We start from the raw sequence: 18,168 nt of genomic DNA, 5'->3' as shown, positions 1-18,168 counted from the left end.
GGCAGAGGGGCGGCGCGCCGCGGATGGTGGCCGAATACGACCCCTCGCTGCCGCCGGCGCTGGTCGATCCCGACCGGATGATGCAGGTCGCGCTGAACCTGCTGCGCAACGCCACCGAGGCGCTCGCCCGCGAGGCGCGCAGCCCCGCCGATCCCCGCGGCCCGGCGCTGATCCGGCTGCGCACCCATTACGACGGCAGCGTCCGGGCCGAGGACGGCGCCGCCCTGCCGCTGCAGATGGAAATCGAGGATGACGGCCCCGGCATCCCCGACGCCATCGCCGACCAGATCTTCGAGCCCTTCGTGTCGGGGCGCGAGAATGGCACCGGCCTGGGGCTCGCCCTGGTCGGCAAGATCGTCACCGAACATGGCGGCCGCATCCATGTCGACAGCCGGCCCGGCCGGACGGTGTTTCGCGTGTCGCTGCCGATCGCCCGGCAGCCGGCCGAGCAGGGAGAAAGCTGATGGACGGAACCGTTCTGGTCGCCGATGACGACCGCACCATCCGCACGGTGCTGACCCAGGCGCTGACCCGGGCGGGGTGCAAGGTCCATGCGACCGGCAGCCTGGGGCAGCTGATGCGCTGGGTGGACGAGGGCCGCGGCGATCTGGTGGTGACCGACGTGATGATGCCCGACGGCAACGGGCTGGACCTGGTGCCCTCGATCGCGCGCACGCGGCCGGGGCTGCCGGTGATCGTGATCTCGGCCCAGAACACCATCGTCACGGCGATCCGCGCCACCGAGGCCGCGGTCTTTGACTATCTGCCCAAGCCTTTCGATCTGCCCGAGCTGATGGCGCGGGTGCGCGCGGGTCTCGCGCGCCAGCCCCGGCGCGAGACGGCGCCGGCCCCGGCGACCACCGCGGCGCCGGCTGCTGCTGCGGCGGCGGCGGCGCGATCCGACGATCCGGCCTCGATGCTGATCGGGCACGCGCCGGTCATGCAGGCGCTGTTCCGGACCGTGGCGCGGGTGGTGAACACCGACCTCGCCGTGATCGTCGCCGGAGAGCCGGGGACCGGCCGCAGCACGCTGGCGCAGGCGCTGCACAGCCTGGGCGACCGCCGCGACGGCCCGCTGGTCCGGATCACCGCGGGCGATCCGGCCGACACGCTCGCCGCGCGGCTGGACGCGGCGCGGGGCGGCACGCTGGTGCTCGAGGACCCGGCGGGGTGGGACCCGGCCGCGCAGGCCCGCATCGCGGGCCTGATCGAGGCCGCCGAGGCGGGTCCCGACCGCGCCCACGCCCCGCGGCTGGTGGCCACGACCGGCCCCGACCCGGAAGCCGACGCGGCCGAGGGGCGGCTGCGGCCGGACCTGTATTACCGGCTGGCCGGGCTGGTGCTGACCGCGCCGCCGCTGCGGGCGCGGCTGGACGATCTGCCGGCGCTGGCGCAGGTGTCGCTGGAACGCGCCGCTTCTCCGGCACCGCAGCTGTCGAACGGCGCGCTGGACGCGCTGCGGGCCCACCCCTTCCCCGGCAACCTGCGCGAGCTGGACAACATCCTGCGCCGGCTGGCCCTGACCGCCACCGGCGCCACGATCGAGGCCCCCGAGGTCGCCGTGGCGCTTGCCGGTCCCGCGCAGCCGCGCGGCGGCGATGCCCGGGGCGCGGCCAACGGGCGGCTTGCCGATACCGTGGAACAGCACCTGCAGCGCTATTTCGACATGCACGGCGACCAGCTGCCGCCGCCGGGCCTCTATGACCGGATCATGCGCGAGGTCGAACGCCCGCTGATCCAGATCGCGCTGGACGCCTGCAGCGGCAACCAGCTGCGCTGCGCCGATCTGCTGGGGATCAACCGCAATACGCTTCGCAAGAAGGTGAGCGACCTGAACATCGAGGTAGCACGCCGCCGCCGTGTGATGTAAAACGGTCACACGAGCCCCGGAAAACGTAACGTCCGGGCAACATGAACGCCGTGAAAACAACGGCGACCGAGGCGAAAGACGGGCAGGCGTGGCACAGGCCCTTGCGAGACGACCCTGGGATCGGCTGGCGCGGTTGCGTCGGCAGCGCCGCGTGCAGAACGCAGCGACGATCCTGCTGGCGGTGCTGGGCCCGGTGCTGGCCGTCGCCACTTATGTCATCATGGGCCCGCTGAGCGACCGCACCGCCAGCACCGGGCTGCGGCTGATCTTTCTGGCCGACCTGATCTATATCCTGCTGCTGGTCGGGCTGGTCGCGGCGCGGCTCGCCGGTCTGGTGACCGCGCGCAAGTCCTCGGCCACCGGGTCGCGGCTGCACATGCGGCTGGTCGGCGTGTTCACGGCGCTGGCGCTGGTGCCGACGGTGCTGGTCGCGCTGTTCGCCGGGCTCACCGTCAACATCGGGCTCGAGGGCTGGTTTTCCGACCGCGTGCAGCAGGTCGTCGGCACCTCGCTAGCGGCCGCCGAGGCCTATCAGGACGAACACCGCCGCGACCTGCGCGAGGACGCGATGCTGCTGGCGCGGGTGCTGAACGACGCGGGCCAGGGCGCGCCGGTGCTGGACGACGGCACCATCCGCACCGTCCTGACCGAAGGCCAGGCGCTGATCCAGCGCGGGCTGCGCGAGGCCTATGTGATCGACAGCACCGGCGCCATCCGCGCCCGCGGCGACCGCAGCTATCGGTTCTGGTACGAACAGCCCACCGAGGCGCAGTTCCAGTCCGCCAACCGCGAGGGGATCACCCTGATCGAGGACTGGCAGAACAGCGAGTTCCGCGCCCTGGTGCATCTCGACCGGCTGGCCAACCGCTATCTGTATGTCACCCGCGACGTGGACGGCAGCCTGCTGGGCCTGCTGGACGACACCCGCGCCACGGTCGGCGAATATCAGGAACTGGAACGCACCCGGTCGCGGGTGCTGTTCGAATTCTCGCTGCTGTATCTGGGCTTTGCGCTGCTGCTGGTGGCGGCGGCGATCTGGCTGGGGCTGTCGTTTGCTGAACGGCTGGCGCGCCCGATCGGGCGGCTGGCGGCGGCCTCGGAACAGGTCGGCGAGGGCAATCTGGACGTGCAGGTGCCCGAGCCGGACACCGGCGACGAGATCCAGACCCTGGGGCAAAGCTTCAACCGCATGACCCAGGCGCTGAAGCAGCAGCGCCAGCAGCTGGTCGAAAGCTATCGCGTCACTGAGGACCAGCGGAGGCTGTTCGACAGCGTGCTGGCCTCGGTCACCGCCGGGGTCATCGGGCTGGACGAGGACGGGCAGATCGACTTCGTGAACCGCTCGGCCAACCGGCTGTTGGGGATCGACCCGGTGGGGGACTACGACCGCCCGCTGGCCGAGGTGGTGCCGGAATTCGCGCCCCTGTTCGACCGGCTGGGCAAGTCCGTCGCCGACAGCGTCCAGGACGAGGTGCGGCTGAATCGCGACGGGCGGATCGAAAGCCTGCTGGTGCGCATCGCCGCGCGGCTGGCCGAGGACGGGTCCATCGCCGGCTACGTGATCGCCTTCGACGACGTGACCGAGCTTGTCTCGGCCCAGCGGATGGCCGCCTGGGGCGACGTCGCCCGGCGGGTGGCGCACGAGATTAAGAACCCGCTGACCCCGATCCAGCTGTCGGCCGAACGCATCCGGCGCAAGTTCGGCAAGCTGGCCGCCAGCGACGACGACCGCGAGGCGATCACGCAGTATACCGATGTCATCATCCGCCAGACCGGCGATCTGCGCCGGATCGTGGACGAATTCAGCCGCTTTGCGCGGATGCCCGAACCCGACCGCCGCGAAACGGACCTGGCCCGGCTGCTGCGGGAATCGGTGGTGCTGCAGCAGGACGCGATCGAGGGCGGGGTGGCGACCGGCATCCCGGCCGACCCGGTGATCGTCGATTGCGACGCCGGGATGATGGGGCAGGTTTTCACCAACCTGCTGAAGAACGCGGGCGAGGCGGTCCGCGACCGCGCCCGCGGTCCCGAGGCCGGCGACTGGACCCCGCGCGTCGCCGTCGAGATGGTCGCCCGCCCCGACGCGGTAACGATCCGGATCTGCGACAACGGCGTCGGCCTGCCCGAGGACCGCAGCCGGCTGTTCGAACCCTACGTGACGATGAAGGCCGGCGGCACCGGGCTGGGCCTGCCCATCGTCAAGAAGATCGTCGAGGAACACGGCGGCACGCTGACCCTCACCGACGCCGCCCCCGACCCCACCGGCCATCGCGGCGCGCTGGCCGAAATCCGCATCCCCCGCGAACGCCAGCCGGTCAGGATGGCCGGCGCGCGCAAACAGAAACTGGAAGAGGCGACAGGCAAATGAGCGACATTCTGATCGTCGACGACGAAAAGGACATCCGCGAGCTGATCGCGGACATCCTGGGCGACGAGGGCTTTCCCACCCGCACCGCGGCTAATGCCGACGAGGCCATCGGCGCCCTGAACGCCGAGGAACCGGCGCTGATGATCCTCGACATCTGGCTGAAGGACAGCCGGATGGACGGGATCGACATCCTCAAGCAGGTCAAGCGCAACAACCCCTCGGTGCCGGTGGTCATCATCTCGGGGCACGGCAACATCGAGATCGCCGTCGCCGCGATCAAGCAGGGCGCCTATGACTTCATCGAAAAGCCCTTTAACATCGACCAGCTGATGGTGGTCATCACACGGGCGATGGAAACCAGCCGCCTGCGGCGCGAGAATGTGCAGCTGCGCCGGAAAGAGGTCGCGGCGGCCGAGATGCTGGGGCATTCGGCCCCGTTCCGGCGCCTGCGCGACAACCTGGACAAGGTGGCGCGGTCGAACGGCCGCGTCATGCTGACCGGCGAGCCCGGCACCGGCAAGGAGCTGGCCGCGCGCTATATCCACGCGCACAGCCCGCGCGCCGATGCCCCATTCGTCACCGTCCCCTGCGCCACCATCGAGCCCGAGCGGATGGAGGAGGTGCTGTTCGGCCGCGAGACGCCCGAGCGCGGGATCGAGCCGGGCCTGCTGGAACAGGCTCATGGCGGGGTGATCTATTTCGACGAGGTCGCCGACATGCCGCTGGGGACCCAGCCCAAGATCCTGCGGGTGCTGACCGAACAGCAGTTCCAGCGCGCCGGCGGCACCGACCGGGTGCGGGTGGACCTGCGGGTGATCTCCTCGACCAATCGCGACCTGGGGGCGGAAATCGCCGCCGGCCGGTTCCGGCAAGAGCTGTTCGACCGCCTGAACGTGGTCCCCGTCGCCGTCCCGGGCCTGGCCGAGCGGCGCGAGGATATCGGCGAGCTGGCGCGGCACTTCATCGACCAGTTCCACGCCGCTCAGGGGATGCCGGTCCGCGAACTGCCCGACGACGCCGTCGCCGCGCTGCAGGCGATGCGCTGGCCCGGCAACATCCGCCAGCTGCGCAACGTGATCGAGCGGGTGCTGATCCTTGGCGACGGCACCGGCCCGATCCAGCCGTCCGAGTTGGAACCGCAGGGCGCCACCCCCGAAAACGGCGAGGCACTGGCGCTTGGCCCCCAGATCACCGCTCTGGCCCTGCGCGAGGCGCGCGAGCTGTTCGAGCGTGAATATCTTCTGGCCCAGATCAACCGCTTTGGCGGCAATATCAGCCGCACCGCGCAGTTCGTCGGCATGGAACGCAGCGCCCTGCACCGCAAGCTCAAGTCGCTGGGCGTGGTCGGGGGCATGCGGGTCGAGGACGAGATGATGGCGAAGTAGGCCGGACGCCACTCTGTCCTTCATCGAATCGGCCAACGGTGGAAGGTTGTCGCCGGCTTTGCTGCGCGTGTCGTCATTCGGATCTGACAAGGCGCCGGCGTCCCCCTCGTCCTGTCTTGACCTTGGGGACCTGACGGCGGACTGCCTTACCCGCTGACCGCCGACGAGCGGCGACGCGGCGGCAGGGTCGGCCGGACCCTTGCCGCGGTTCATGCGCGGCAGCGGCACCGGACGTGCCGCCCTGTCCCCTCGCCCGCCTGCGCCCGCATCCCTGCCGGGGTGGGCCCGCCGATACGGCAAGCGACAGGCATCACCTCAGTCGTTCGCCAGCGGGTCCCAGCCCCCCGGCGTGCGCTGCTCGGCCGCGTCGTCCTCGTCCGCGGCGTCGGCTCGCGCCCCGTCCAGTGCCTCGAAGGCGATGCGCTGGCGGTCGGTCCACAGGACGCGCAGGCGCTGGCCGTCCTCGGCCGGCTCTTCGCGTTCCACCACGCCCGCGTCGTGCAGCCAGGCGCGGCGCCGGCCGTCGGCATGGGGGACCAGCACCTCGCCCGGGCGGCGAGGTTCGTCCAGCACCTCGGCCAGGCGGGCATCGATGGCGGCGATCAGGTCGGGCAGCCCCTCTCCGGTCAGGGCCGACACGGCCTGCACGTCGGCGCGGCGCGCATCGGTGCGGCGCAGGGCGGCGCGGGTGTCCGGGGACAGGGCGTCGATCTTGTTCCAGACCTCGATCAGCGCCACGTCCTCGTCCACCCCGAGGCTGTCGAGGATGTCGCCCACGTCGGCCGCCTGCTCTTCGGTTTCCGGGTGGCTGATGTCGCGGACATGCAGGATCAGGTCGGCTTCCAGCACCTCTTCCAGCGTGGCGCGGAAGGCGGCGACCAGCTCGTGCGGCAGGTCGCTGATGAAGCCCACCGTGTCGGACAGGATGATGCGCCGCCCCTTGGCCTCGCCATCGGCCGAGGGCAGGTGGATCGCCCGCATCGTCGGGTCGAGCGTGGCGAACAGCATGTCCGCTGCCATCACCTCGGCGCCGGTCAGGCGGTTGAACAGTGTCGACTTGCCGGCGTTGGTGTAGCCCACCAGCGCGACGATGGGATAGGGCACCTTGGCGCGGGCGGCGCGGTGCAGGGTGCGGGTCCTGACCACCCGTTCCAGCTGCCGGCGCAGGCGGATCATCTGGTCGTCGATGGCGCGGCGGTCAGCCTCGATCTGCGTCTCGCCCGGACCGCCGACGAAGCCGAAGCCGCCGCGCTGGCGTTCCAGGTGGGTCCAGGCGCGGACCAGCCGGGTGCGCTGATAGGAGAGCGCCGCGAGTTCCACCTGCAGCACGCCCTCGCGCGTGCGGGCGCGGTCGGCGAAGATTTCCAGGATCAGCCCGGTGCGGTCAAGGATCTTGACGTCCCATTCCTTTTCCAGGTTGCGCTGCTGGACCGGCGTCACCGGGCCGTCGATCAGCACCAGTTCGGTATCGACCGCGGCGATCTCGGCCCCCAGCTCGGCCAGCTTGCCGGACGAGAACAGCATCCCCGGCGAGGGGTTGCGCAGCTTGGCGACCGTCGCCCCCACGACCTCGATCGCGGGCAGGGCGCGGGCCAGCCCTACGGCTTCTTCGAGCGCCAGATCGGGCGCGCGCCGCTGGCCGCGGCGGTCGCCCAGATCGGGGTGGATCACGAAGGAGCGGATCGGGCGGGTCTCGGTCGAGTGGGTTTCCGCCACTCAGTCCTCGCCTTCGTACAGGCTGATCGGCTGGCCCGGCATGATCGTCGAGATCGCGTGCTTGTAGACCAGCTGCGACTGGCCGTCGCGGCGCAGCAGCACGCAGAAATTGTCGAACCAGGTGATGACGCCTTGCAGCTTGACGCCGTTGATGAGGAAGATCGTCACCGGAACCTTTGCCTTGCGGACATGGTTCAGAAACGCATCCTGAAGGTTCTGTTTGTCGCCGGCCATGCGGGACACCTTTTCTTGTTATTGGGCAGACACGATCACATCTAGGCGAGCGCCCGCGGGCTGACAAGGCGGCCACCGACGTGGGCGCCGGGTGTTCCCCTTTCGCAACGGCGCGCTATTCTGCGCCCAAGCAAAGAAGCGCCGCATGCAGTCCGTTTTTCACCTCGCCTATCACGTCACCGATCTGGACGCGGCCCGCGCCTTCTATGGCGGGGTCATGGGCTGCGCCGAGGGGCGGTCCACCGAGACCTGGGTCGATTTCGATTTCTTCGGCCACCAGATCAGCCTGCATCTGGGTCAGCCCTTCGCCACCACCAACACCGGCAAGGTCGGCGATCACATGGTGCCGATGCCGCATCTGGGCGTGGTGCTGGGGATGGCGGACTGGACGACCCTGGCCGAGCGCCTGCGCGGTGCCGGCGTGGCGTTCGAATTGGAGCCGCATATCCGCTTTGCCGGCGAGCCGGGCGAGCAGGGGACGATGTTCTTCCGCGACCCCTCGGTCAACCCGATCGAGGTCAAGGGCTTTGCCGACACCGCGGGGATCTTCGCCCGCTAGGGCGCCTCAGCCCGCCAGCGCCCGTTCCAGCCCGGCCGCGACCCGCAGCAGCCGCGCGTCCTGACCGGCGGCACCCATCGCCATCAGCCCGCAGGCCGGGCGGGCGGTGGGCAGGGTGATCGCGGGCAGGCCCAGCAGGTTGCCGATCCGGGTGTTGCGCAGCGCCAGAAGGTTCTCGGCCGCGAAGAAGGCCGCGTCGGATTCCAGCCGCGCGATCTCGGGCGGCAGGATCGGGGCGGTCGGCAGGATCACCGCGTCGAAGCCCGCCACCGTCTCGGCCCAGTCGCGGCGCAGCCGGTCCAGCGTGGTCCAGCCGGCGACGTAATCGGCCGCGCTCACCTCGCGGCCACCGCGGAAACGCTCGAGGATCGGCGGATACATCAGCTCCGGCGCCGCCTCGATCTGGTCGCGCCACAATCCATAGGCCTCGGGCGCGAACAGCGTGGGGGCCAGCGCCATCGCCTGCGGCACGCAGGGCGGGGCGGCGTGGGTCACCGAGACTCCGGCGGCGGCCAGCCGGGCCACGGCTTCCTCGAAGGCGGCGACGGGGGCCTCGCGCGCCTGATCGAAGGGCACGCCGTCCAGCACCATGACCAGCAGGCCACCCGGCTCGGCCCCGCGCAGGTCGGGGGCGGCGGTGCCGCGGATCAGGGCGAACAGCTCGGCGCAATCCTCGACCGTCCGGGCCAGGGGGCCCACCACGTCAAAGCGGGCGCACAGCGGCAGCACGCCCGCCATGTCGACCGCGCCCGTGGTGGGCTTGAAGCCGACGAGCCCGTTCCACGCCGCCGGCAGCCGGATCGAGCCGCCGGTGTCCGACCCGATCGCCGCCGCCGCCAGCCCCAGCGCCACCGAGACCGCGGCGCCACCTGACGACCCGCCCGCCACCAGACCGGCGTCGAAGGCGTTGGGCACGGTGGCCACCGGCGGGTTCAGCCCCAGCCCGGAAAACGCCAGTTCCGTCATGTGGGTCTTGCCCAGGCAGACCGTGCCCTGGGCCGTCGCGTGGGCCAGCACCGCGGCATCGGCATCCGGCACGCGGCCCTCCAGCAGCAGCGATCCGGCCTCGGTTTCCACGCCGGCGCTGTCGATATTGTCCTTCCAGCTCAGCGCGACGCCGTCCAGCAGGCCCCGGCGCAGCCCGGCCTTGGCGCGGTCATGGGCGGCGACGGCCTCGGCCCGGGCGCGGTCGGGCGTGGTGCGGGCATAGATGCGGTCGGACAGCGGCGCGCGGGCGATGGCGTCCAGATAGCCTTCGGCCAGGTCCAGCGGGCTGACCAGCCCGGCCATGATCGCGCGCCCCTGTTCCACCGCCGGAGTCTTCAGCCAGTCCATGCCCGTCCCCCCTGAAATGACCCCTGAATCGACCGGGCGAGGCTAACTTCGGCCGCCGGTTGCGGCAATGGGGTCTTCGGGCGGTCCCAAATACCCTCCGGGGGTCCGGGGGTGGAAAACCCCCGGCGTCGGGCGGTCCGGCGGGCGGGTGGCGGCGGCGCGCGATGCCGCATGGACCCGGCGGCGGCGCGTCGTTAGGGTGCCGCGCATGACGGTTGACCATGACATCATCATCGCCGGCGGCGGGCTGAACGGGCCGGCGCTGGCCTTGGCGCTGGCCGGGGCCGGGCTGTCGGTCGCGGTGATCGACGCCCGCCCGGCGACGGCGCGCGCCGCCGACGATTTCGACGGCCGCGCCTATGCGCTGGCGCTGGCCTCGCGCCGGCTGCTGACCGCGCTGGGGCTGTGGAGCGAACTGGCGCCGAAATCGCAGCCGATCCTCAAGGTCGAGGCCGCGCAGGGCCAGCCGGGCGAGGGCGCCGGGCCGTTCCACCTGTCCTTCGACAGCGCCGAGATCGAGGAAGGCCCGGTCGGGCACATGCTGGAAGACCGCTTCCTGTATGCAGCGCTGCTGGCGGCGATGCAGGGCAAGGTCACCCATCTGCCGGGGCGGCAGGTAACCGGGCAGCAGGTCCAGCCGGGGCAGGTCGGCGTCACGCTGGATGACGGCCGCACGGTGACCGCGCGGCTGCTGGTCGGGGCCGACGGGCGCGGGTCGGGGGTGGCGTCGCGGGCCGGGATCAGGCGGCGCGGCTGGGGCTATGGCCAGACCGCGCTGGTCGCCGCCGTCGATCACGAGCGCCCGCATCACGGCACGGCGTGGCAGTATTTCATGCCCTCGGGCCCGCTGGCGATCCTGCCCTTGCCGGGCAACCGCAGTTCCATCGTCTGGTCCGAGCCGGACGACACGGCCCGCGCCATCGCCGCGCTGCCCGACGACGCGTTCCTGGACGTGCTGCGCCCCCGATTCGGCGACTTCCTGGGCGCGATCAGCCTCGCCGGGCCGCGGTTTTCCTATCCGCTGAGCCTCAGCCTCGCCGATTCCTACGTCGCCCCCCGCATCGCCCTGGTCGGAGACGCCGCGCATGGCGTCCACCCGATCGCAGGGCAGGGGCTGAACCTGGGCCTGCGCGACGTGGCGGCGCTGGCCGAGGTCATCGTCGATGCCGCCCGCCGCGGCGAGGATATCGGCGCCGCCGACGTGCTCGACCGTTATCAGCGCTGGCGGCGGTTCGACGCGACCGCTCTGGGGCTGGGCATGGACAGCGTCAACCGGCTGTTTTCCAACGACAACCCGCTGCTCCGGACGGCCCGCGGGCTGGGCATGGGCGTGGTCACCGCGATCCCGCCGCTGCGCCGCGCCTTCATGCGCCAGGCCGCGGGGCTGTCGGTCGCGCCGATGCCGCGGCTGCTGGCGGGCCAGCCGCTTTAGCGCCGCGCTGGCAGCGCCGGGGCCGCGTTCAGCCCCCCGGAACCCTCACTTGCACGCGAGCGTTCGGGACCCGAGCCGTCCCCGTTTCGTGACGTGCAACCCTTTGGGAAGGCGCTATGATCCCTGACATGAACCTTCGCTCTCTCGCTCTTGCGCCCGCCTTCGCCCTCGCCTTCGCGCTTCCCGCGGCGGCCGAGAAAATCCCGCTCAACGAAATCTCGCGCTATCTGAACAGCCTCAAGACGGTGGTGGCCGATTTCAGTCAGGTCAACGCCGACGGATCGGTGACGCCGGGCAAGGTCTATATCCAGCGCCCGGGCCGGGTGCGGTTCGAATACAAGGGCGACCAGACGCTGGTGCTCGCCTCGGGCGGGCAGGTGGCGGTGTTCGACAAGAAATCGAACTCCGGCGCGCAGCAATATCCGCTGTCCAAGACGCCGCTGAACATCATCCTGGCCGACAACGTGAATCTGGGCCGCAACGGCATGGTGACCGGGCATTCGGAAAAGAAGAACTCGACCATCGTCAAAGCGCATGACCCGGCACATCCGGAATACGGCAACATCCAGATGGTGTTCACCGCCAACCCGACCGAGCTGCGCCAGTGGGTCGTCACCGACGACAAGGGCAAGCGCACCACGGTGATCCTGGGCGACATGCAGAAGGGCGTGGGCATCCCGGCGTCGAAATTCTCGATCAACAACGAGGTCGCGCGCCGCAAGTAAGGCCGCGTTGCCGAAAACGAAACGCCGCGGGGGCTCCGCGGCGTTTTGCGTTGCGTGGCGTGAGGGTGGTCCGTTCAGGCCCGGCCGCAGGAGATGAGCTGCACCTGGTACATTTCTGCCCGCGCCTGCACCCGGCCCGCGACCGCCATCAGCCACGTCTTGGCCCGGTAGCTGCCATTGGCAAAGCCGGTGCGGCCCTCGTGATAGGCGAGGTACTGCGACGCTGCGTCCTGCTTGGAGATCCCCAGCCGCTGGGTGCTGCCGTGCATGTACCAGCCCATGAAGTCGGTGGCGTCGCGGATATCGTCGCGCCGCGCCCGGCGCTTGCCGGTTTCCGTGAGATACTCCTCCCACGTCCCGTCGAGAGCCTGGGAATAGCCGAAGGCCGAGCTTTGCCGCCCGATCGGGATGATCCCCAGCGCGTATTGATGGGGGGTTCGCGCATCGCCGATGAACTTGGATTCCTGGTGGATCGCCGCCATCTGCACCGCGATCGGGATCCCCCAGCGGCGCTGGGTGTCGCGCATGGCGCGCAGATAGGCCGGCCGTTCCGAGGTGATCGCGCAGGCGTTGTCCAGGTCGCGCGGCGCCTTGAAGCTGCCGCCGCCGCCCCCGCAGGACGCCACCAGCATGACGATCGCCAGCTTGAGATAATTGTTCATGTGCCCGACTGCCCGGTTCGTTCTTGTCGTTTTCCCGCAAGTCTAGGGACATCGCCGCCCGAGGGGAATCCCGAAATCGCCGCGGCCCGCCGGCAGCGGCCGTTTGCCGCCGGCCGGCACTCGCCGCCTGCCCCTTGTGTAGCGGCCGGGCTTGGGTAAGCTTCCCCCAAGGACTCGGATCATTCTTTTGGGGGAGCTTTTCACATGGCAGACAACGACATCGTCATCCTGTCCGGCGCACGGACCGCCATCGGCGGATTCGGCGGCAGCCTGGCGGGCGTGCCGCCGATCGAACTGGCGGCGACCGTCACCAAGGCCGCGATCGAACGCGCCGGCATTTCGCCCGACAAGATCGGCACTGTGGTGTTCGGCCATGTCATCAACACCGAACCCAAGGACCAGTATCTGTCGCGTGTGGCGATGCTGAACGCGGGCATCCCGAATACGGCGGTGGCGATGAACGTCAACCGGCTGTGCGGGTCGGGCGCGCAGGCCATCGTGTCGGCGGCGCAGTCGCTGGCGCTGGGCGACGCCGATTTCGCCGTCGCCGGCGGCGCCGAATCGATGAGCCGGGGTGGCTATCTCGTGCCGCAGCTGCGTGCGGGGGCCAAGATGGGCGACCAGCAGATCCTCGACATGATGACCGGCGCGCTGACCTGCCCGATGGGCACCGGCCACATGGGCGTCACGGCCGAGAACGTCTCGGACGAGCATGACGTGAGCCGGCAGGAGATGGACGACTTCGCGCTGGAAAGCCAGAAGCGCGCCGCCAACGCCATCGAGCAGGGCTATTTCAAGGAGCAGATCGTCCCGGTCGAGATCAAGAGCCGCAAGGGCACGGTCAGCTTCGACACCGACGAACACCCCAAGGCGACCTCGGCCGAGGCGCTGGCCGGGCTGAAGACGGTGTTCAAGAAGGACGGCAAGGTCACCGCCGGCAACGCCTCGGGGATCAACGACGGCGCCGCGGCGCTGGTGCTGGCGCGGGCCGATGCCGCCAAGGCCGCCGGCCTGACGCCCAAGTTCCGCCTGTTGGGCTATTCCCACGCCGGCGTGCGCCCCGAGGTGATGGGCATCGGCCCGGTCCCGGCGGTGCGGGCGCTGCTGGAAAAGACCGGCCTCAAGATCGAGGATTTCGACGTCATCGAATCGAACGAGGCCTTTGCCGCCCAGGCGCTGGCGGTGAACAAGGAGCTGGGGCTGGACGCCGCCAAGGTGAACCCGAACGGCGGCGCCATCGCGCTGGGCCACCCGGTCGGCGCCACCGGCGCGATCCTGACCGTCAAGGCGATGTACGAACTGGAACGGACCGGCGGCAAGACCGCGCTGGTCACCATGTGCATCGGCGGCGGCCAGGGCATCGCGCTGGCGATCGAGCGCATCTGAGCGGATCATTCGTGACCGAACGGCCCGGCTGCAGCGATGCGGCCGGGTCTTTCCGTCGGGGGGGCGTTGCCCCCGTCGCCTGCGGCGACTCCCCCAGGATATTTGCGGACAGAAGATCGGGCGTGGGTCAGCGGCGCAGCGCGTCGAGGCACGGGCCCGAGACCGGCGCGGTGGCCAGCCGGCGGCGGCCCAGGTCGCCCTCGCCCGGCGGCAGGTAGAGGAAGGCGCCGAGGCAGGCGGGCGCGTGGTCGGACTGTCCCACCCACAGCGCGGTGGGGCCGGGATCGGCGCGCAGCGGATAGAGCATGTCGTAATGGCTGGGCACGGGTCCCTGACGGCCCGGCACCGCGCGGACGGCAAGGGGCGCGCGGGTCGCACGCACGCGCCAGGTCAGTTCGGCCAGCAGAGCGCGGTCGTCGCTGACGATCGACGTGGCGCCGGCCTGTTGCGCCGCGGCGATCACGCGGTCGGCGACCACGGTGTTGCCGACATAGCGGGCCAGCACCGGCTGGCCGTCGCGGCGCCAGTCCTGCGCCAGCGTGCCGATCACCGGCAGGCCCATCGCCACGACCCCGTTCAGCGCCACCGCCGCGACCGTCAGCCGGGGCCGGGGCGCCAGCCAGGCGGCGATCAGCACGCTGCCCGCGACATAGGCGCCGACGGCCCAGTTGGCGTTCGCCTCGGACTGCAGCGCCTGGGCCAGCACGATCGCCAGCGGCGCGGCCGCGATCGGCACCAGCCCGCGCAGCCCCGGCGGCCAGCGGCGGGCCAGCGCAGCAAGCAGCGCGGCGAAGCTCAGCGGGCCGGCGACGCCCAACTGCTCGGCCAGGAACGCGGCCGCGCCGGTCAGGTTCAGCGCGCCGCGCCAGTCGGCGTTCTCGGCCGTGTGGCGGACGGTGGCGAGGTCATGGGTCAGGTTCCACCAGATGTTCGGCGCAAACAACGCCAGCGCCACCAGCGCCACGATGAGCGCGTCCGCCCACGGCCGCCGCCAGCGCGGGTCGATCCACGCCGCCAGCGCGAGCCCCGGCAGCGTGAACAGCATCGCGTATTTGGACCACACCCCCGCCGCCAGCGCCGCCCCGGCCAGCACCGCTCCCAGCCGGCCGGGCAGGGCGACCCAGGCCAGCAGGAACAGCGCCAGCGCCAGCAGTTGCGGGCTGTCGGTGGAAATCAGGATGCTGCCCACCGACACCGCCGGCAGTGTCGCATAGACGACCCCGGCCAGCGCCCCGACCGGCCCGCCCGCCAGCCGCCGGCCCAGCGCCAGCACGGCCAGCGCCGCCGCGCCGTGCACCAGCGGCCAGGGCAGCCGCGCGACCCAGGGGGCGTCCGAGCCGACCGCCTCGTTCGCGGCGCGGATCAGCCAGCCGACTAGCGGCGGCTTGGACCAGGCGCCGGCGGCGAGTTCCTGCCCCCACAGCCAGTATTGCGCCTCGTCGACGTAGAGTTCGAGATCCGAGCCCGGCAGCCATGCCAGCCGCCACGCGGTCAGCCCGAGGATGACCAGGGCCGCGAGCGGATCAGCTTTCCAGCGTTCTGTTCCTAGAGGCATGGATCAGCCACAGGTTCCGCACATAGATCACCGTCCCCAAGGCCTGCCCGAAGATGAAGACAGGATCGCGACGATGGACGGCATAGGCCAGAAGCGTCAGCCCGCCAAGCAGCGAGAAATACCAGAAAGCCACCGGCACCAGCGACCGGCGGGCACGTTCGGACGCGATCCACTGGACGAGGAAGCGCATCATGAACATGGCCTGGGCGAAAAAACCGAAGATCACCCACCACAGCTCGGCCTCGGTGGTGACCTTGAAGAAATGCATCAGCGACAGGATCATCGGGTTTCCCCGGTCAGTTCGGTCGCGCGCACGGTCTTGCGGCGGCGCATCAGCCAGGCGACCCCGGCCAGGTCGCTGACCCCGACCAGGCCGCGCTGCCAGTTGGAATAGTTCGACCGCCCCTCGCCGCGCGGGCGATGCGCCACGTCGACATGGGCGACCCGCCAGCCGTCGCGGGCGAACAGCGCCGGCAGATAGCGGTGCTGGTGGTTGAAGAAAGGCAGCGCCAGATAGGCGTCGCGCCGGAACGCCTTGAGCCCGCAGCCGGTGTCGCGGGTATCGTCGGCCAGCACCCGCGCCCGCAGCCGGTTGGCAAGGCGCGAGGCCATCTTCCTGGACGCCGTGTCCTGCCGCGCGACCCGCTGGCCGGCGACGAGGCCCAGATCGGCGGGGCCGTCCAGCAGCGGGGCGACAAGCTTCGGCAGTTCCTCGGGCGGGTTCTGGCCGTCGCCGTCCAGCGTGACCACGATCGGGGCGCGGGCGGCGATGGCGCCGTTATGGACCCCCGCCGATTGCCCGCCCCACACCGGATGCTGCAGCAGCCGCAGCCACGGCCGGGTCGCGGCCATGTCCAGCACCGTCCGCGGCGTCGTATCGGTGGACCCGTCATCGACCACGATCACCTCGAACGGGGAAAGCGGCGCCAGCGCGGTCTCGATCCCCGCGATCAGCGGGCCGATATTCCCCGCCTCGTTGCGGCACGGGATCACGACGGACAGGCGGGGGAAGAGGAGGGACGCGGGCAGTGGGCTGGTCATGGTCGGCATCTGCTAGAGCGCGAGTATGACGGGAAGCTTACAACGGCCGCGCCGGTTCGGAAATCCAACGGGCCGCCCCCTGAGGACGGCCCGCGAGATCTGGGAGATGGTCCGGTTAGGGATGGAATGCATCCGGTCCCAGGCAGGGTGCGTCGACCCTTGGGGCTGCCCTCAGGCGGTGGCCCCCCTGATTGTCCCGACTCCGTTCTCCAACATCACTCTCGACACTGGACCACCTCCTTTCGCTGGGTTGACGATAGGGGCAGCGTGACACAGGGCGGAAACAAGTCAATCAGTTTTCCGCCGGCCGGGACAATATTTTGCGGACAATGCCGCGATAAGGCACAAGGGCCAGCACGGCGAGCGCCATCTTGACCGACCAGTCCGCCACCGCCAGCGACATCCACAGGGGCAGGATGGGGCCGGTTCCCAGCAGCGGCACGGGCTCGGACGTCCAGCCGGTATTGGCGTCGGGGGGCAGGAAGGCCGCGAAGGCAATGGTGAAGAACAGCACCGTGTCGACGACCGATCCGACCAGCGAGGACAGGAACGGCGCCTGCCACCAGTCGCGGAAGCGTAGCCGGTCAAACACCGACACGTCCAGCAGCTGGGCGACCAGGAAGGCCGCCCCCGATCCGGCGGCGATGCGCAGCGTGGTCTTGTCCATCCCGGCCGCCACCAGCGAGCAGGCGACGCCGATGACGAAGCCCGCCAGCACCACCTTGCGGGCCGCGGCGACGCCGTGGATGCGGTTGGTCACGTCGGTGACGAGGAAGGCCACGGGATAGGTCAGCGCCCCCCAGGTCAGCCAGTCGCCCAGCAGGAATTGCACGAGGATATTCGAGGCCAGCACGACGGCGGCCATCGCCAGGATGGCGGGCAGCAGGGAACGCATGGTGATTTTCCGTTTTACAAGGTCGCGGAACAACTCGGCCCCGCGGCTGCGGGACGGGGCGCGGTTACGACGCGCAGGGCGGATCAGTCAAGCGCCGAGGGGAGGGGCGCCGCAAAGGCCGCGCCCAGCAGCGACGACCCGCTGCCCTCGCGGATGCGGAACTCGACCAGCTCGTTGCGCTGGACGAACAGGAAGTTGTCGTCGGAAATCAGGGTGATGCGGATGCCCTGAGCGTCGGCCCAGACGGCAATGCCTTCCAGGTTGTCGTATTGCATCGGCACCGACTGGATCAGCGGCTCGGGCGGGCCCAGGGCGTCGTCGGTCATGGCGTAGCGGCGCACGCGGCTGGCAAAACCCATCAGGCCGCGGAAATCGCGTTCCAGCACATACAGCTTGCCGTCCGGCCCCACATCGGCGCCGACCGGCGCCCAGCGGGGGTCGCGGGGCAGGCGATAGACGGTGGACCAGGCGCCGTCCCGGAACCGCCAGACCGGAAACCCGGGATCGGTTTCGGCCCAGTCCTCGGGGATCACCAGCAGATCGCCCGCTGGGGTGACGGCCAGCGCCTCGAGCCCCGCATTGCGGCGCAGCGACGCGAAGGGAGGCGCCTTGGGCAGCGGCGTGGCGGGCTGGTCGGGGTCGTCGAAGCGGGCGACCCGGTCCAGCCCCTCGAAGCTGACGAACATGCGGCCCCGGGCGTCGATCGCCAGCCCCTCGGCATCGCCCAGATAGCCGGGCTGGAGCTTGCCACCCTTGCTGTCCTGCAACCGCGCCGCGCCGGCCGTGGTCAGTTGGGCAATCCGACCCTGCGCGTCGCGTTCGACGCTGCCCCAGCGGATCGTGCCCCGATCGGACAGCGCCCAGTAGCGGGCACCGTCGTCGGACATCTCGAGCCCCGAGAAGCCGCCGAAATCGGCGTCGGATGCCTGCCAGACATGGGCCCCCAACTGATCGACCACCACCGCCGGCGTCCCCGGCGTGGCGGGCGCGGGGGCAGGCTGGGCG

At 70.6% G+C, this 18,168-nt stretch carries 17 protein-coding genes; 8 read left to right on the top strand and 9 right to left on the bottom strand.

The annotated features are described in order from the left end of the window. The 4 genes from IC63_RS13425 to ntrX all read left to right on the top strand — a co-directional run. A partial coding sequence (locus IC63_RS13425; protein WP_036721070.1) for a two-component system sensor histidine kinase NtrB occupies positions 1–464 on the top strand: 464 nt, incomplete at its 5' end. Beyond that, complete coding sequence (locus IC63_RS13420) at positions 464–1,870, top strand: response regulator (protein WP_036721059.1); 1,407 nt, start codon at positions 464–466, stop codon at positions 1,868–1,870. The genes IC63_RS13425 and IC63_RS13420, both read left to right, overlap by 1 nt. An 88-nt stretch (positions 1,871–1,958) precedes the next feature. Beyond that, positions 1,959–4,238 (top strand): sensor histidine kinase NtrY-like, encoded by a 2,280-nt coding sequence (locus IC63_RS13415; RefSeq protein ID WP_036721057.1) that lies wholly within the window; start codon positions 1,959–1,961, stop codon positions 4,236–4,238. Then, positions 4,235–5,623 carry a nitrogen assimilation response regulator NtrX gene (gene ntrX, locus IC63_RS13410; protein WP_036721055.1) on the top strand — a complete coding sequence of 463 codons (1,389 nt, stop codon included), beginning with the start codon at positions 4,235–4,237 and terminating at the stop codon, positions 5,621–5,623. Before IC63_RS13415 ends, ntrX begins: the two co-directional genes overlap by 4 nt. Before the next feature lie 315 nt (positions 5,624–5,938). On the opposite strand, the gene hflX is transcribed toward ntrX, so the two are convergent. Further along, on the bottom strand, positions 5,939–7,339 hold the full coding sequence (hflX, locus tag IC63_RS13405) for a GTPase HflX (protein WP_084115868.1): 1,401 nt from the start codon (positions 7,337–7,339) through the stop codon (positions 5,939–5,941). Beyond that, positions 7,340–7,573, bottom strand: a complete 234-nt coding sequence (gene hfq, locus IC63_RS13400) for an RNA chaperone Hfq (protein WP_020949330.1) — start codon at positions 7,571–7,573, stop codon at positions 7,340–7,342. 145 nt (positions 7,574–7,718) lie between these two features. Between hfq and IC63_RS13395 the strand changes: the two genes are divergently transcribed. After that, positions 7,719–8,132, top strand: a complete 414-nt coding sequence (locus tag IC63_RS13395; RefSeq protein ID WP_036721052.1) for a VOC family protein — start codon at positions 7,719–7,721, stop codon at positions 8,130–8,132. A 6-nt stretch (positions 8,133–8,138) separates the two neighbouring features. On the opposite strand, the gene IC63_RS13390 is transcribed toward IC63_RS13395, so the two are convergent. Continuing rightward, on the bottom strand, positions 8,139–9,467 hold the full coding sequence (locus IC63_RS13390) for an amidase (RefSeq protein WP_036721051.1): 1,329 nt from the start codon (positions 9,465–9,467) through the stop codon (positions 8,139–8,141). 208 nt (positions 9,468–9,675) lie between these two features. On the opposite strand from IC63_RS13390, the gene IC63_RS13385 reads away from it, so the two are divergent. Further along, positions 9,676–10,899: an FAD-dependent monooxygenase gene (locus IC63_RS13385; protein WP_036721050.1), complete on the top strand. Its 1,224-nt coding sequence runs from the start codon at positions 9,676–9,678 to the stop codon at positions 10,897–10,899. A 128-nt stretch (positions 10,900–11,027) separates the two neighbouring features. After that, a complete protein-coding gene (locus IC63_RS13380; protein WP_036721066.1) occupies positions 11,028–11,624 on the top strand; it encodes a LolA family protein in 597 nt (198 codons plus the stop codon). A gap of 74 nt (positions 11,625–11,698) precedes the next feature. Here IC63_RS13380 and IC63_RS13375 read toward each other — a convergent pair whose 3' ends face one another. Then, entirely contained in the window at positions 11,699–12,286 is a 588-nt protein-coding gene (locus tag IC63_RS13375) for a transglycosylase SLT domain-containing protein (protein ID WP_036721049.1), read from the bottom strand. A 204-nt stretch (positions 12,287–12,490) separates the two neighbouring features. Here IC63_RS13375 and IC63_RS13370 point away from each other — a divergent pair, with 204 nt between their 5' ends. Continuing rightward, a complete protein-coding gene (locus IC63_RS13370; RefSeq protein ID WP_036721048.1) occupies positions 12,491–13,672 on the top strand; it encodes an acetyl-CoA C-acyltransferase family protein in 1,182 nt (393 codons plus the stop codon). A 127-nt stretch (positions 13,673–13,799) separates the two neighbouring features. Here the strand turns inward: IC63_RS13370 and IC63_RS13365 are convergent, their stop codons facing one another. The 5 genes from IC63_RS13365 to IC63_RS13345 form a co-directional block, all read right to left on the bottom strand. Further along, positions 13,800–15,227 (bottom strand): ArnT family glycosyltransferase, encoded by a 1,428-nt coding sequence (locus tag IC63_RS13365; RefSeq protein WP_084115866.1) that lies wholly within the window; start codon positions 15,225–15,227, stop codon positions 13,800–13,802. Further along, a complete protein-coding gene (locus tag IC63_RS13360; RefSeq protein WP_036721063.1) occupies positions 15,196–15,510 on the bottom strand; it encodes a lipid-A-disaccharide synthase N-terminal domain-containing protein in 315 nt (104 codons plus the stop codon). Before IC63_RS13360 ends, IC63_RS13365 begins: the two co-directional genes overlap by 32 nt. Continuing rightward, positions 15,507–16,268: a glycosyltransferase family 2 protein gene (locus IC63_RS13355; protein WP_036721062.1), complete on the bottom strand. Its 762-nt coding sequence runs from the start codon at positions 16,266–16,268 to the stop codon at positions 15,507–15,509. The genes IC63_RS13360 and IC63_RS13355 overlap by 4 nt, the downstream gene beginning before the upstream one ends. Before the next feature lie 292 nt (positions 16,269–16,560). Beyond that, complete coding sequence (locus IC63_RS13350) at positions 16,561–17,163, bottom strand: VUT family protein (protein WP_036721046.1); 603 nt, start codon at positions 17,161–17,163, stop codon at positions 16,561–16,563. A gap of 83 nt (positions 17,164–17,246) precedes the next feature. Next, on the bottom strand, positions 17,247–18,168 hold a 922-nt coding region (locus tag IC63_RS13345; RefSeq protein WP_332257803.1), incomplete at its 5' end, for an esterase-like activity of phytase family protein.

The sequence above is a fragment of the Paracoccus sphaerophysae genome (assembly GCF_000763805.1).
Taxonomy (GTDB): Bacteria; Pseudomonadota; Alphaproteobacteria; order Rhodobacterales; family Rhodobacteraceae; genus Paracoccus; species Paracoccus sphaerophysae.
This window is presented reverse-complemented; position numbering and strand designations above follow the sequence as displayed.